This is a genomic window from Gluconobacter oxydans DSM 3504, assembly GCF_000583855.1.
In the GTDB taxonomy this organism is placed as follows: domain Bacteria; phylum Pseudomonadota; class Alphaproteobacteria; order Acetobacterales; family Acetobacteraceae; genus Gluconobacter; species Gluconobacter oxydans.
This window is the reverse complement of sequence record NZ_CP004373.1, coordinates 928000-940121: the sequence shown is the minus strand read 5'-3', so window position 1 is coordinate 940121 and position 12122 is coordinate 928000. Positions and strand designations below refer to the sequence as shown.

At 61.2% G+C, this 12122-nt stretch carries 13 protein-coding genes; 6 read left to right on the top strand and 7 right to left on the bottom strand.

Annotated features, from left to right (window positions below; genetic code table 11):
* Nucleotides 1-27 precede the first annotated feature (27 nt).
* From cysE to GLS_RS04175, 3 genes are read right to left on the bottom strand one after another with little or no spacing between them, the layout of a single operon-like run.
* Nucleotides 28-810 carry a serine O-acetyltransferase gene (cysE, locus tag GLS_RS04185; protein WP_052327459.1) on the bottom strand — a complete coding sequence of 261 codons (783 nt, stop codon included), beginning with the start codon at nucleotides 808-810 and terminating at the stop codon, nucleotides 28-30.
* Nucleotides 807-2024, bottom strand: a complete 1218-nt coding sequence (locus GLS_RS04180; RefSeq protein WP_041111350.1) for a UbiH/UbiF/VisC/COQ6 family ubiquinone biosynthesis hydroxylase — start codon at nucleotides 2022-2024, stop codon at nucleotides 807-809. Before GLS_RS04180 ends, cysE begins: the two co-directional genes overlap by 4 nt.
* Before the next feature lie 52 nt (nucleotides 2025-2076).
* Nucleotides 2077-2757, bottom strand: coding sequence for a hypothetical protein (locus tag GLS_RS04175; RefSeq protein ID WP_041111349.1), 681 nt, complete (start codon nucleotides 2755-2757; stop codon nucleotides 2077-2079).
* Nucleotides 2758-3100: 343 nt separating this feature from the next.
* Between GLS_RS04175 and GLS_RS04170 the strand changes: the two genes are divergently transcribed.
* The 4 genes from GLS_RS04170 to GLS_RS04155 all read left to right on the top strand — a co-directional run bounded on the left by GLS_RS04170 (nucleotide 3101) and on the right by GLS_RS04155 (nucleotide 6764).
* Nucleotides 3101-4324, top strand: coding sequence for a mechanosensitive ion channel family protein (locus tag GLS_RS04170; RefSeq protein ID WP_024716651.1), 1224 nt, complete (start codon nucleotides 3101-3103; stop codon nucleotides 4322-4324).
* Between the two features lie 147 nt (nucleotides 4325-4471).
* A complete protein-coding gene (locus GLS_RS04165) occupies nucleotides 4472-4810 on the top strand; it encodes a P-II family nitrogen regulator (RefSeq protein WP_024716650.1) in 339 nt (112 codons plus the stop codon).
* Nucleotides 4810-6168 (top strand): ammonium transporter, encoded by a 1359-nt coding sequence (locus GLS_RS04160; RefSeq protein WP_319424405.1) that lies wholly within the window; start codon nucleotides 4810-4812, stop codon nucleotides 6166-6168. The genes GLS_RS04165 and GLS_RS04160 overlap by 1 nt, the downstream gene beginning before the upstream one ends.
* 74 nt (nucleotides 6169-6242) lie before the next feature.
* Nucleotides 6243-6764: a hypothetical protein gene (locus tag GLS_RS04155; RefSeq protein ID WP_041111348.1), complete on the top strand. Its 522-nt coding sequence runs from the start codon at nucleotides 6243-6245 to the stop codon at nucleotides 6762-6764.
* 176 nt (nucleotides 6765-6940) lie between these two features.
* On the opposite strand, the gene GLS_RS04150 is transcribed toward GLS_RS04155, so the two are convergent.
* Nucleotides 6941-7870 (bottom strand): SDR family oxidoreductase, encoded by a 930-nt coding sequence (locus GLS_RS04150; protein ID WP_041111347.1) that lies wholly within the window; start codon nucleotides 7868-7870, stop codon nucleotides 6941-6943.
* A 151-nt stretch (nucleotides 7871-8021) separates the two neighbouring features.
* On the opposite strand from GLS_RS04150, the gene GLS_RS04145 reads away from it, so the two are divergent.
* The gene (locus GLS_RS04145) at nucleotides 8022-8714 is read left to right on the top strand and encodes a type 1 glutamine amidotransferase domain-containing protein (RefSeq protein WP_041111346.1); all 693 of its coding nucleotides are present in this window, start codon (nucleotides 8022-8024) and stop codon (nucleotides 8712-8714) included.
* On the opposite strand, the gene GLS_RS04140 is transcribed toward GLS_RS04145, so the two are convergent.
* Nucleotides 8711-9220, bottom strand: coding sequence for a MerR family transcriptional regulator (locus tag GLS_RS04140; protein ID WP_041111345.1), 510 nt, complete (start codon nucleotides 9218-9220; stop codon nucleotides 8711-8713). The genes GLS_RS04145 and GLS_RS04140 overlap by 4 nt on opposite strands.
* A gap of 97 nt (nucleotides 9221-9317) precedes the next feature.
* On the opposite strand from GLS_RS04140, the gene GLS_RS04135 reads away from it, so the two are divergent.
* Nucleotides 9318-10154 carry an alpha/beta fold hydrolase gene (locus tag GLS_RS04135; RefSeq protein ID WP_041111344.1) on the top strand — a complete coding sequence of 279 codons (837 nt, stop codon included), beginning with the start codon at nucleotides 9318-9320 and terminating at the stop codon, nucleotides 10152-10154.
* Nucleotides 10155-10236: 82 nt separating this feature from the next.
* On the opposite strand, the gene GLS_RS04130 is transcribed toward GLS_RS04135, so the two are convergent.
* Nucleotides 10237-11157 (bottom strand): retroviral-like aspartic protease family protein, encoded by a 921-nt coding sequence (locus tag GLS_RS04130; protein WP_041111343.1) that lies wholly within the window; start codon nucleotides 11155-11157, stop codon nucleotides 10237-10239.
* Nucleotides 11154-12119 (bottom strand): tyrosine recombinase XerC, encoded by a 966-nt coding sequence (locus tag GLS_RS04125; protein ID WP_080691890.1) that lies wholly within the window; start codon nucleotides 12117-12119, stop codon nucleotides 11154-11156. Before GLS_RS04125 ends, GLS_RS04130 begins: the two co-directional genes overlap by 4 nt.
* Nucleotides 12120-12122 lie beyond the last annotated feature (3 nt).

Here is a 12122-nt window from a genome sequence, read left to right as displayed (position 1 = left end):
CGCTGGCTCCGGACCCTGAAATGCACATCAGGCCGGCCGGGGCACGGTTCCCACGATCCGGGCCGGGTTGCCGACCGCGGTGGAATAGGCCGGGATGTCTTCCAGCACCACGGATGCCGCGCCGATCCGGGCATATTCCCCGATAACGAGCCGGCCCAGGACCTTGGCCCCCGATCCGATCATGACGCCGCGGCGTACGATAGGATGACGGTTGCCGGTCAGCTTGCCGGTTCCGCCCAGCGTGACTTCCTGGAACAGTGAGACGTCGTCCTCGACGATGCTGGTCTCGCCAATGACAATCCCCGTTCCATGATCGATGCTCAGCCGCCGTCCGAGACGGGCGGCGGGGTGGATGTCGATGGCGAAGAGTTCGTTGATCCGGCTCTGGAAATGATGCGCCAGATGCTGGCGCCCCTTCGTCCAGAGATGGTGCGAAATCCGGTAGGCCTGAAGTGCCTGCCATCCCTTGAAGAACAGAAACGGCGTGACGAGGTCCGGGCAGGCCGGATCGCGGTCATAGGTCGCGAGAATATCTGCCGCCGCCGCTTCCGCGATGTCGGGCTCGGCGCTCAGGATCGAGGCGACGAGGCGTGTGATCGTCGTCGCGGGAATGGAGCGGTCCGCAAGCTTCGTGCCCAGCAGGGACGCCAGTGCGGACGCAAAATCCGGATGGTCGCCGATATTGGTGGAAAAGACATCCTGGATCAGCGGGTCATGGCAACTGCATGCCTGGGACTGCATGTCCTTCCAGAAGGCCACGAGGTCCGATGATCTGTCGGTAATGGAAGTCTCCTCGGCCGCTCCCGTCATACGCCCATGGCCTTTCGCACGAAGGCCCGGCGTAGGGCAGGGAAGCGCTGGACGCCCGCGATACCGATATCGCGCAGGCGGCGGAGGACGGGATTGTCGTTGCCGAACAGGCGCTCGAGTGCATCCGTCGCGGCAAGCATCGCCATGTTGCCGGGGCGGGTGTTGCGCTGATAGCGGACCAGAAGCTCGCGGCTGCCCATATCCTTGCGGTTCCGGTGGGCCTCGATCAGCAGGTCTGCCAGCGAAATCACGTCCCGGAAGCCGATGTTCAGGCCTTGCCCTGCGATCGGATGGATGCCGTGAGCGGCGTCACCGGCCAGTGCCAGGCGGGGGCCGATATAGCTCTGAGCGTACTGGGCGGAGAGCGGATAAATCCAGCGACGGCCCGTCGGGATGATCTCGCCCAGATCCTCATCCGCCATGCGGGCCTTGATCTCGCGTCCGAAGATTTCGTCCGGCAGGGCATGGAAGCGCTGGGCGCGGCCTTCGCCTTCGGCCCAGACAATGGCGGAGCGGTGCGGGTGCTCGGCCGTGCCAGGCATGGGCAGACGCGCGAACGGACCTTCCGGCAGGAAATGTTCGAGCGCCACGCCGTGATGCGGCTTTTCATGCGCGATGGTCGCGACGATGCCATACTCATTATAGGGGATTTTGGTCAGGCCGATCCGCGCCTGACGACGCAGCGGGGAGCGACGTCCTTCAGCCGCCACGGCGAGCTTTGCCGTCACGGTTCTGCCCGATGCCAGACGGATGGAGACATGATCCGGATGGAACGTGAAGCTCCCCAGATCCGGCGCCCGAACATCAAGGCTGTCATACTGCTTCAGCGTCCGGTTGATCGCCAGCCGAAGGTCCCGCGCCTCCACCATCCAGCCGAAGCTCTGGCCTTCGGGTGCGTCTTCGGGGCCGAAATGCAGCGTCAGCGGGGACGGGGCCTCATGCGGGCGCCCGTCCGCCACGAGGATCTCATGGATCGGCTGGGCCACGTTGGGCAGATTGTCCCAGATCCCGGCATCGGCCAGCATCCGGCGGGAGCCTTCCGCGATGGCATAGGCCCGGCCGTCCAGCGCAGGGTCTTCCATGCCGGGCAGGGCGCTACGGTCGATGAGCAGGACGCGCACGCCCTCTGCCGCCAGACGACACGCCAGCGTGGCACCCACAGGTCCGGCGCCGTTGATGCAGAGGTCGTAATGGGTTTTTTTCATCGTACTCATCTCCCTGCCCCTGTCCTACTCCTGCGGCGGTTTGAGCGGAAGGGGGCGCGCGTTACGACCCGCAGCGCGCCAGCCGCAACTGCAGTAATGCCAGAGCCGCCTGATGAAACAGCCGCTCCGGATGCTCCTGACAGTATTGCGCAAGAAAAATCTGATCTTCCCTGATGAATTCGGGTGTCAGGGGAAACGTCATGACCGATTTGCCGTCCTCGTATCGCATGGCATTCACGGCTGTGATCAGACCAAGATACCACTGGTAGAACATGAGACCGTCCGGTGTTTTGGAGGCTGCCACGGCCTTTGTGAATTTTTCGCAGGGATTGCAGCCAATGCCATAAGTGACCGGTCTCGGAGACGGAGGAGGGGTGCTTTCGTCATGGACGACCAGCTTCCCGTTTTCATCCAGATCATAGCGTTCGCCGTTGTCGCCTATGACGATCGCGTTCAGCTTGCGGCTGATCCGGACCATTTTGATCATCTGGTGTTCGTCCGGATATTTGCAGGTGACGTCGCCTCCGCCCCACACGAAAAACGTACCATGCGGTGCCTCTTCAGGTTTGGGATGGGCCAGCCACTCGGCATCACAGGACGGATACTTCCGGGGTTCCGAGGAGAGGGCGAAGCAGAGTTCGTCATCGCGCTGGATGACGTTAAACCATTCTTCCAGTGTCAGGCTGCAGCCCGGGCGTCCTGTCCAGATGGGGTCGCGGGTAATACTGAGGTCATAACCCATGAGTGTTCCTGAAATCCGCAAACTATAACGTTAAAGAGGGGCGACGGGATGCATAATTTTCGAAGTCAATCATGATGCCGGGAGCGTCTACGTTGAGAAAATTTCACTCAGGCTGCCATTGCTGTGCTTCACTGTCATCCTGTGGGAGAGATTTTTCTTCCGGTAATTTTGCATGATGGCCGGATGGCAGGGAACAATTCATTCCCCCTGATGTTCTGTCCTGCGTCATCATGACCGTTCGCGGAAGAAAGGCCTGAGCCTCTGCCGCACATCTCCCTTTCCTGACGGCGTGCCGGGAAGGGACAGACTTTGAATATGCAGAGGAAAGGGAACCGCACAGCGCATGATCGAACATTCCTACGTCAATTCCATGAGCCGGGTCGGGCATCTCCTGAGCTGGCTTCCCGCTCCGCTGGGTTCGATCCTTCTGCTGCTTCTGGCGGCGGGAATTGCGCTGCTGTTCAGCCGCGTCATTACGGAGGCCCTGCCTCGGCTGCCGGGCCTGCGTCGCATCCAGTTCATTCATGCGATCATCGCGCGCCTGCGAACGACCATCCGCAACTTCCTGATGATTATCGCCGCCAGTGCCGCCCTTCAGGCCACGACCGGCTTCACGTCTTCGACGATGACCTTTCTGGAACAGGCTTTCCTGTGCCTGTTCATCCTCAATCTCGGCTTCGGCATCATCAAGACGTTCCGCCTGCTGACGGACCAGTATCTCAACCGCATCACGGCCAAGGAACACACGGACGACATCACCGCGCGCTCGCACCAGACGCAGATCCGCGTCCTGCGGCGCCTGATCGAGATCTCGTTCGGCGTGCTGACGGTCGCGTCCTCGCTGATGGTCTTCCATTCGGTGCAGAAATTCGGCGTCTCGCTGTTTGCGTCTGCCGGTGCGGCCTCCCTGATCGTCGGTCTGTCCGCCCGTCCGGCCCTGTCGAACCTGATTGCCGGTATCCAGATCGCCGTCACCCAGCCGATCCGCATGGAAGACATGCTGATCCTGAACGGGGACTGGGCCTGGGTTGAGGAAATCAACGCGACCTATGTCGTCCTGCGCACCTGGGACCGCCGCCGCTATATCGTGCCGATTTCGTACTTTCTGGAAAATCCGTTCCAGAACTGGACGCACAGCTCGCCGTCTCTGATCTGTTCGCTGTTCCTGTGGCTGGACTACCAGACGCCGGTCGAGCGCCTGCGGGAAATCTATTTCGAGGAACTCGCCAAGTGCCCTGACTGGGATCAGGACAAGACCTCTATCGGCTGCCAGATCGCGGATACCAACGCGCAGGTCATTTCCATCCGTCTGATCGCGGGGGCGGCCGATGCGAACGGGATGTGGAATCTGGGCTGCGATATCCGCGAGCGCATGCTGCGGCGTCTCCGCACGGAAATGCCGGAATGTCTGCCCCGTGGCCGCACCGCCATCGTCTCCGGGACGCCGGACCAGAGCCCCTGGCCGGACAATCTGGTCGCCCCGCCGGTCAATCGCCCGCAGGATGGCCCCTATCGCGGCCCGGACATGCCGGCTTCTCCGCCCGCAGCGATGCCCGGACGGTCCTGAGGAGAAGCGTTTGGGCAACAGGCTCATTCGTTCAGGGAAAATTCACTGAAAACGGCACGGGCGGACTGCCAATATCATTATGAGACTGGCATGATCTGGGGCATACTCTGATACAGATTGCCAGACCGCAACGAGGATATGCCGTTCGTGAAGCTCGTTACTGCCATCATCAAACCGTTCAAGCTTGATGACGTCCGCGAAGCCCTGACCCCGCTTGGGGTGCAGGGTCTCACTGTTACCGAGGTCAAGGGTTTTGGCCGCCAGAAAGGCCAGACGGAGATCTATCGCGGCGCCGAGTATCACGTCAGCTTCCTGCCCAAGCTCAAGATCGAGGTCGCCGTTTCCGACACGATCGCCGAGGACGTGATTGAGGCCATCATGACCGCAGCCCGCACCGGCAAGATCGGTGACGGCAAGATCATGGTCTCCAGCCTCGACCAGCTCATCCGCATCCGTACGGGAGAAACCGGCGAGGGCGCTCTCTGATGGCCGCCCCTGCGCTGAGGCGCTCCGTACTTTCCCTTGCAGCCGGTGCCGTCGCGCTGCCCGCCATCGCGCATGCCGCTCCGGCCGCTGCCCCCATTGATACGGGTGACACGGCCTGGATGCTCGTCAGCACGGCCTTTGTCCTGATGATGACCATCCCGGGTCTGGCGCTGTTCTATGGCGGCATGGTCCGCAAGAAGAACGTGCTGGCGACGCTGATCCAGTCCTTCATGATCTGCTGCATCGGCAGTCTGGTCTGGATGGTCGCCGGGTATAGTCTGGCGTTCTCGACAGGATCGCCCTGGATCGGGGATCTGTCGCGCGTCCTGCTGCGGGGGGTTGCGGACAACTTCCATGAGGGCGTTGATTCCGCTTTCACGCTCGGTGCCGGAACCCCTGCTGCCGTCACGATGACGATCCCCGAGAGCGTCTTCATGATGTTCCAGATGACGTTCGCCGTCATTACCCCGGCCCTCATCACGGGTGCCTATGCCGAGCGCATGAAGTTCTCTTCCATGTGCCTCTTTACGGTGGCCTGGCTTCTGCTGGTCTACGCGCCGGTCGCGCACTGGGTCTGGAGCCCGACCGGCTGGGTCGCGGGGCTTGGTGCGGTGGATTTCGCTGGTGGCACGGTCGTGCACATCAATTCCGGTGTGGCCGGTCTGGTCTGCGCGATCATTCTGGGACGCCGCAAGGGGTTCGGCACGGAAGACCTGTCTCCGTTCAACCTGACCTACGCCATTATCGGTGCGTCGCTGCTCTGGGTTGGCTGGTTCGGCTTCAATGCGGGTTCCGCGCTGGGCGCCAACGGCCGTGCGGGCATGGCCATGCTGACGACGCAGGTCGCTGCCGCTGCGGGTGGTGTGGCTTGGATGGTCGTCGAATGGGCGCGCACGGGCAAGCCAACGGCCCTGGGGATCATCTCGGGTGCGGTGGCCGGTCTGGTCGCCATCACGCCGGCCGCAGGGTTCGTTCTGCCGGGTAGCGCGGTTCTCATTGGTCTGATCGCTGGTGCGGGATGCTTCTGGAGCGCCACCTGGCTCAAGCACCGCTTCAATTATGATGACAGCCTCGATGCGTTCGGCGTCCACGGCACCGGCGGCATCATCGGCGCCATCCTGACAGGCGCGTTTGCCTATGGCCCGCTTTCGGCCACGGCGTCCAACCCGGAAGGGACGGTCGCCAGTGTCCATCAGGTCGTGGCGCAGGCCGAGGCCGTGGGTGTGACGGTGGTCTGGTGTGTTATCATGACGACGCTGATCCTGAAGGTTCTGGATCTGGTGATGGGCCTGCGGGTCTCGCCGGAAGAGGAGCTTGAAGGTCTCGATATGGTTCTGCATGGTGAGCGCATCAACTGACTGCAGTCATCCGGCAGTAAAACGCGTGGGAGGCTGCGGTCTCCCGCTGATTTCAGAATGAAGGTTCTTTCTGCATGACATTTACAAAAGTCTTTTCGGGTCTGTCACTTGCAGCTCTTCTGGCCGCTGGTCTGAGCGTTGCTCCCGCCCATGCGCTGACCGCCAAGGACTGCCATGCCGCATTCAAGACCGCCAAGCAGAACGGCTCCTTGAACGGCCAGTCCTACAAGGCGTTCAAGGCCGCAAGCTGTGGTGACACGTCCAACGCTGCTGCCCCGGCGGCCGCATCCGGCGCAACCCCGACGACCACGGCAACGCCTGCGGCTCCCGCAACGGCTGCAGGGCCGGATTCCTCTCCGGCAGGGACAAAAGCGCCGATCGCTCCAAAAGCTTCCGTTGCGTCTTCGGGCAACGTCGTGTTCCCGACGGCCATCTCGCCGGAGTTCAGCAAGCTCTCTGCCGGCAAGGCCCGTCAGAAGACCTGCGTGGCCCAGTATAACGCCAACAAGGCGAATGGCGGCAACGGTTCGCTGAAATGGATCCAGAAGGGTGGTGGCTACTGGTCGGAGTGCAATTCGCGCCTCAAGGGTGAATGAGCACCGCTTTCCAAAAAAGGCTCCTTCCTTTGGGAAGGGGCCTTTTTTTATTTGATCATATGTCTCATAAGCACGGCTGTTTTGGGGGGCGGAAAGCCCGCTAGCGGCATTGGGCGATCAGAAGCAGACTCATCATTGAGACCCTCCTGATCATAAAGGGCTAAAGGAAGGCTTCATCACCCTTTCTGCTCCCTCCCGATCAGTTCCAGGCCCTCTTCATATGTCGTGACAGAAAACTCCGGAAAATGACGCTTGAATTTCGTTGAATCAAAAAGATTGTCCTGTTCATAACGCGGGAGCAGTTCCCTGATCTCCCGGACCTGCTTTGAAAAAATGCCTGCGATGATCAGCGGCCACTTTCCGATGACCGAATAGGAAGGCGTCCCTCCGAAAGCTCTGCTCGCCATGGCGACAAATGTCTTATAGGTCGGCCGCTCATCACAGCATGGGAGATGCCAGGTCTGCCCGAAAGCAGCCGGTGTATTGCCCAGGATTGCCAGCGCACGGCTCGCATCCGGCGTCCAGATGAGGGTGCGGCGCGTATCGTCACGGACAGGAACCAGAGGCCTTTTGCCGGCTTTCAGCCTGTCGATAATCAGGGCATTGGTGAAGCTCTGTGTTTTTCCCGGGCCATAGAATTCCGGTGCGCGGGCGATGAGCACGGGAATGTCTCCCCGCGCCATTTCTTCCAGAACCATGGAGGCCATCGCAGCGCGGACCCGGCCTTTCCGGCCAACGGGAGCGAAGCGGGTTTCCTCCGTCTGAAGCTGGCTGTCCTGCGGATACATGTAGGTATTGTCGAAATAGGCAAAGCTGGCGCCAGCAGTCCGGCAGGCCTGCAAAGCATTCTTCAGCATGACGGGAAACCGGTCTTCCCAGAGTTTGCTGTCCGGAGGCAGACCGGCTGTAAAATAGACGATGTCGCTGCCTTTCACCGCTTCGGTTGTCTGTCGGACGTCCATCAGGTCCGCAGCCATAACAGCATCGTCTTCATTGACCTTGCGGGGGGTGCGGCTCACAAGACGCAGGTCACGCGTATGGTAATGATGCAGGCTCCGCGCCAGTTCGGTGGCGATCTGACCGTTTGCGCCAAGAATTGTCTGCATATGTCTTAGCCTCTGCGTTGTCTGACAGATGAGGGACATGCAGCTTAACGTTCGAGTCAGATTTAAGGTCAAACAGGAGATTGACCTTCAGCCAGGCTCGAACGTTACAGGATGGGTGTTTGAGTACCCTGCCACATGAAAGGGAACCGTCATGAACCGCCGTATCCTTCACGTTGCCACCAACGTCGCCCATTTCGACAATCCTGCTCATCCTACCGGATTGTGGCTGTCGGAACTGACCCATGCCTGGGATGTGTTTGCTGCCAAGGGGTTTGAACAGCACATTGTCAGCCCTCGGGGCGGGAAGGTTCCGCTCGAGCCCAAGGCTTTGAAGTGGCCCATGTGCGATCAGTCGGCCAGGGCCTGGCTGAACGATCCGGCAAGAATGGCTTTACTGGACTCTACGCAAAGTCCTGATGACGTTCGGCCCGGGAATTATGATGCGATCTACTTCACTGGCGGCCATGGCGTGATGTGGGACTTTCCGGACAGTGAAGGTCTTCAGGCCATTACCGGGGAGATCTGGGAAAAGGGTGGCGTCGTATCCGCTGTCTGTCATGGATATTGCGGGCTTCTGAATACTCGCTGTGCAGACGGTTCTTTTCTGGTCTCCGGTCGAAAGATCACCGGTTTTTCATGGACCGAGGAGAAACTGGCAGGTGTTGCGCGCGAAGTTCCTTATAATGCGGAAGCACAGGTGAAGGCACGGGGTGCGATTTACGAAAAGGCACTCCTGCCATTCATGTCCCATGTCGTGAGCGATGGTCGACTGGTAACAGGACAGAACCCCTTTTCCGCCAGGGCGACGGCAAGGAAAGTCGTGGCGCTTCTGGATGGAGCCTAACGGGATGCCGTCTTTTTACGGCGGCCAGGGCTTATCGACTGACGGCGGTCCTTCGTATCCAGAAGGCGGATATCGCCTGACGTGACGTCGAGAGCTTCGGGGTGCTCCGCAAGCATGTTCGTCAGGACACGATGCGCATTGGCAGCACAGTCCATGTCGTCGGGCCGCTCCTGAATATCCTCAATCAGACGGAGCAGATGCGCTCTGCTTTGGGCCAGGCGCGCCTGCAGCGCTTCGATATCCGCAATCTTGCGGGTCAGGGCCTCCATCAGCGCAGCATGATCCCAGTGTGTCAGATCAGAGGGCAGCAGTGTGCGGATTTCGTCCAATGTAAACCCGGCCCGCTGCGCCGTTGTGATAAGACCAAGGATCATCACGGCCTGCGGCGGATAGGTCCTGTATCCGTTGGGACGACGCTCGACCGTCTTCAGGAGGCCAATCTGCTCATAGAAGCGGATGCGCGAGGGCGTAAGTCCGCTTTGCTGTGCCAGTTCTCCAATCTTCATGATTTACCCCCCGTCATGAACGCAGCTTGACCTTAAAGTTAGCTTCAAGGTTAGGCTCTGACCAGTATCCCGTTCTTGATCAGCCAGGAGGCATATCATGTCCTTTGTCACCACATCTGACGGTGTAGAGATTTTCTATAAGGACTGGGGCTCGAAGGATGCCCAGCCGATTGTGTTCCATCATGGCTGGCCGCTGAGTGCCGATGACTGGGACGCGCAGATGCTGTTCTTCCTGAGCAAGGGATTTCGCGTCATCGCGCATGACCGTCGCGGTCACGGACGGTCGGCACAGGTGAGTGACGGTCATGACATGGACCATTACGCAGCCGACGCGTCGGCCGTTGTGGAACATCTCGATCTGAAGAATGCCATCCATATCGGGCATTCGACAGGCGGCGGACAGGTTGCCCGCTATGTCGCGAAATATGGTCAACCTCAGGGGCGTGTTGCCAAAGCTGTGCTCATCAGCGCAGTGCCGCCCCTAATGGTTCAGACGGACCGAAGTCCGGAGGGTGCTCCAATCGAAGTTCTTGATGGATTGCGGGCCGGACTGGCAGCCAATCGGGCACAGTTCTTTCTCGATGTTCCCACAGGACCATTCTACGGTTTTAACCGCTCTGGTGCTGAGGTTTCCGAAGGCACGATCCGCAACTGGTGGCGTCAGGGAATGATGGGCAGCGCCAAGGCCCATTACGAGGGTATCCGGGCCTTCTCCGAAACGGATCAGACCGAGGATCTGAAGGCTATCACAGTGCCGGTGCTTGTGCTGCAGGGCGATGATGATCAGGTCGTGCCTTACCAGAACGCGGCGGTCCTGCAGGACAGGCTGCTTCAGAATAGCACGCTGAAAATCTATTCCGGTTATCCGCATGGCATGCACACGACACATGCAGACGTCATCAATGCCGATATTCTGGCGTTTATCACCCGATAAAGCCTGTACCTCAGGCAGGTGAAGACTTTGTGGCTTTACCTGCCTGATGACCGTTGGGAAACTTTCCCGGCATGGTCGGCATTTACCGGAAGAAGAGCTGCTGCGTGGCGTAGGACAGCCAGATTTCGTGATGGGCGAACCAGTCCGAGCCCAGCAGCATGTCTGCCTGATCGTGAACCGGGGCGACTGTCAGGACCGGTCGTGTCCAGACGGTCCCTCCCAGTTCAAGGCGCCCGAAATGGTGCCAGTGGTACTCGCGCTCCTTCATGTCCACGCCCGCTGTCAGGCCACCCGGGTCGAGCGCGAACTGGTCGTCGGTCAGGCCTAGCCGATGGGCGAAATCCGTACTCACGATATGTGAGCGCGCGCCGCTGTCCAGAAGAGCCGTGCCTCCCAGGCCGTCCAGCGTAAAGGCCACGGTCAGGCGTCCGGATTGCCGGTGTACGGGCGTGGTCGTCCAGTGCCCGGCCCAGGCGGGAGGCTGCTGACACAGACGCGAGCCCAGGCGGATGGTCCATAAAGTCAGGCGCTGATGCGGGACATCGAATTCCAGATCGTAATCCGCCAGCACATCCGCGCCGAGCAGGCCCAGAACGGGGGGCGTGATCATGGGCGAACCCGGCAACATCCCGACGGCCATTGTTCCGGGGCCAAGGGGAAGCTCCGCCGCAGGGTGTGTGCCAAGCCGGAGATCCTGAATCCGGACGTTCGGTACCAGGCGCGGGCTGCCATTGGGGCCCTGCATCATGGTGCGGTGTTCGGGATCGGTCGGCAGGCGCAGGGCGGCAACTCCGGCCGGCGTTATGAGGCTGCCTTCGGAGCCCGTATCCACGATCATCGAGGCCGCCCGCCCGTTCACCGTCACGGACACGCTCAGATACCCCCCGTCATCGCGAAGCGGCAGCACGACGGCGCGGCTTATCTCGCAGACAGGGGCGGCATGAACCGCTGTCGCGTATAGCGCCATGCCCAGGATCAGGGCGGCTGGCAGAAGGCGTCTCATGACTCCTGACCCGCCCGCGGGTGGGCTTTGCGCCAGACATCCAGCAGGTGCTTCTCGTCCGCCAGCGTATAGGCCTGCGTGGTGGAGAGGCTGGCATGGCCCATCAGTTCCTGAATGGTGCGCAGATCGGCCCCGCCTTCCATCAGATGCGTCGCGAAGGAATGGCGCAGGGCATGGGGCGTTGCGGAATCGGGCAGGCCTTCGCCCTTGCGCCAGGTCCGCATGGCGCGCTGGGCCACGCCGGGATTGAGACGGCCGCCACGCACCCCGCAGAACAGGGGCGCATCAGGCGTCGGAGAGGGATGGGCCGCTTTCCAGCTTTCCAGCGCCTCGATCACAGCCGGAAGCAGGGGCACGAGCCGTTCCTTGCCCCCCTTGCCGACGACCCGGAGCATGTTGTGCCCTGCATTGGTCAGATCGCGGATGTCGAGCGAGAGCGCCTCGCCGATCCGCAGCCCGGTGCCATAGAGCAGCGTGAATAGCGCGCGGTCCCGCAAGGCCGCCAGACTGGTTTCGGCATCATCGGAAATGCCTTCTGCCGCCGCCCGGGCAGCGTCTTCCCCGAGAGGGCGGGGCAGGCGCTTTTTCGTGCGCGGCGTGGCGAGCAGTGAGGGGGCGGGATTGGAGAGATCGTGCCGCAGGCCCAGATACCGGAAGAACGACCGCAATGCGGAGACATGCCGCGCACGCGAGCGTGCCCGCGAGTCGGCGCTGGTAGTGCGGCGGGTGGGCTGTTCGCTGCGGGCCGTTTCATGGGCGAGCCAGGCCCGCAGGTCCGCCAGCGAGAGTTTCCCCAGGTCCGCCAGCGTCACCTCGGCGCCCAGATGCTGCTGGAAAAACGTCAGCGCCAGCAGGATGTCGTGCCGGTAGGCTTCGACCGTGCGTGGGCTCGAACGCCTCTCGTGAGTCAGCCATTCGGTCCAGTCCCGCAGGGCATCGAGCGCCATTAATGTGGCCGTCATGGC

Bases quoted from the DNA above. Each gene is read 5' to 3' on its own strand.
- cysE (WP_052327459.1), bottom strand. From the start codon at position 810: ATGACGGGAGCGGCCGAGGAGACTTCCATTACCGACAGATCATCGGAC.
- GLS_RS04180 (WP_041111350.1), bottom strand. From the start codon at position 2,024: ATGAGTACGATGAAAAAAACCCATTACGACCTCTGCATCAACGGCGCC.
- GLS_RS04175 (WP_041111349.1), bottom strand. From the start codon at position 2,757: ATGGGTTATGACCTCAGTATTACCCGCGACCCCATCTGGACAGGACGC.
- GLS_RS04170 (WP_024716651.1), top strand. From the start codon at position 3,101: ATGATCGAACATTCCTACGTCAATTCCATGAGCCGGGTCGGGCATCTC.
- GLS_RS04160 (WP_319424405.1), top strand. From the start codon at position 4,810: ATGGCCGCCCCTGCGCTGAGGCGCTCCGTACTTTCCCTTGCAGCCGGT.
- GLS_RS04155 (WP_041111348.1), top strand. From the start codon at position 6,243: ATGACATTTACAAAAGTCTTTTCGGGTCTGTCACTTGCAGCTCTTCTG.
- GLS_RS04150 (WP_041111347.1), bottom strand. From the start codon at position 7,870: ATGCAGACAATTCTTGGCGCAAACGGTCAGATCGCCACCGAACTGGCG.
- GLS_RS04145 (WP_041111346.1), top strand. From the start codon at position 8,022: ATGAACCGCCGTATCCTTCACGTTGCCACCAACGTCGCCCATTTCGAC.
- GLS_RS04140 (WP_041111345.1), bottom strand. From the start codon at position 9,220: ATGAAGATTGGAGAACTGGCACAGCAAAGCGGACTTACGCCCTCGCGC.
- GLS_RS04135 (WP_041111344.1), top strand. From the start codon at position 9,318: ATGTCCTTTGTCACCACATCTGACGGTGTAGAGATTTTCTATAAGGAC.
- GLS_RS04130 (WP_041111343.1), bottom strand. From the start codon at position 11,157: ATGAGACGCCTTCTGCCAGCCGCCCTGATCCTGGGCATGGCGCTATAC.
- GLS_RS04125 (WP_080691890.1), bottom strand. From the start codon at position 12,119: ATGACGGCCACATTAATGGCGCTCGATGCCCTGCGGGACTGGACCGAA.